We start from the raw sequence: 1,137 nt of genomic DNA, 5'->3' as shown, positions 1-1,137 counted from the left end.
CGGCGGACGGCTCAACTCATCCCAGACCAGCTGATTCTCAACGCCCTTCACGCTACACCCGTTGGACTGCTCGTATCGACCTACCGAATCAATTTCGCGCCGCCTGGGGTGATTGAACCACGCACGGCGACTGTTGAGACGAACTGTTGAGAGCGCGAGGCGGCAAGCAGAGATCGAAACAAAGACGACGCTGACAAGGCCGACCGGCTGCCGGGGTTTGGCTCGTTCGAACGTCGCAGGTGTCTGGTCCGGTTGCTGGCCCCGCCGTTTCCGACGCGCGATAGTGCGGCTCTCGGTGCTGCCGACGCTATTATTGTCCTGACAACCATCTCGTGACGGTTGCGCCACGGGTAGGGCGCTGGGTTTCGGTACCGATCCCAGTTCCGCCAAGACTATTGAGCGCAGGTATGACGGAGTTGACCGAGGACGCCGACGGGTTACCGTTGGGGTCGCTGAGCGCGCAGCAGGTCAGTGCTGATGCCGCTGACTTGCGGGCCGGGATCGACGACCTGGCGGGGTTGGTGGCCGGCAGCCTGGGGTTGTCCGAGTTGCTGGCTGAGGTGTCGGCGTTTGCGGTGCGCGCGATACCGGGCGCCGATGGTGCCGGGGTGACCTTGTTGCGGGTCGACCTGGTGGACAACATGGTGGAGGCGTTGGCCGCCAGTGCACCGTTTGTCGCTGAGGTGTGTCTAACTCAATGAGGCATTCGTGGTTCGAAATACCCAGCCAAGAGCGGTGCGTGATCATGGTTGGGTTTCCTTCAGGTGTCGACGGTAGTCGATGCGGTCGGCGCGTGCCCGGGCGAGCCCGTCGCGGCGGGCTTGGCGGATGGCGTCACCGCGTCCTTCGTGTTCGTCGCATGGGGTGACGTAGCCGATGGCGGCCGAGAGCCGCACCGGGTTGTAGTGGATCTGGAAGCGGGCGAGTTCTGCGTCGAGTTCGGCGCCGTCTCGGATCTTCTCCATGAGCGGCCATTCGCCCTTTACGTGTACGAACAGGGTCTCGATCCAGGCCTGGTCTTGGGGTACTCCGGGTGTTCCGAGCTGGCGGGCGATGGCCACGGCGGCCAGAAACTCGAGGGGGGTGTGGGAGCGGTGTTGCGGGCCGGGGTCAGTGCTGGGCGGGAGTAGGGGGCGG

Annotated in this window: 2 protein-coding genes; one reads left to right on the top strand and one right to left on the bottom strand. The window is 64.6% G+C overall.

Features of this window, described 5'->3' with window-relative positions; all coding sequences use genetic code 11:
- Nucleotides 1-407: 407 nt before the first annotated feature.
- Complete coding sequence (locus tag AC2VOP_RS17820; RefSeq protein ID WP_486962195.1) at nucleotides 408-701, top strand: hypothetical protein; 294 nt, start codon at nucleotides 408-410, stop codon at nucleotides 699-701.
- 42 nt (nucleotides 702-743) lie between these two features.
- On the opposite strand, the gene AC2VOP_RS17815 is transcribed toward AC2VOP_RS17820, so the two are convergent.
- Nucleotides 744-1,137: integrase core domain-containing protein (locus AC2VOP_RS17815; protein ID WP_486962194.1), on the bottom strand; the 394-nt coding region annotated here is incomplete at its 5' end.

This window comes from Mycobacterium sp. TH-M106 (assembly GCF_057473765.1).
This window is presented reverse-complemented; position numbering and strand designations above follow the sequence as displayed.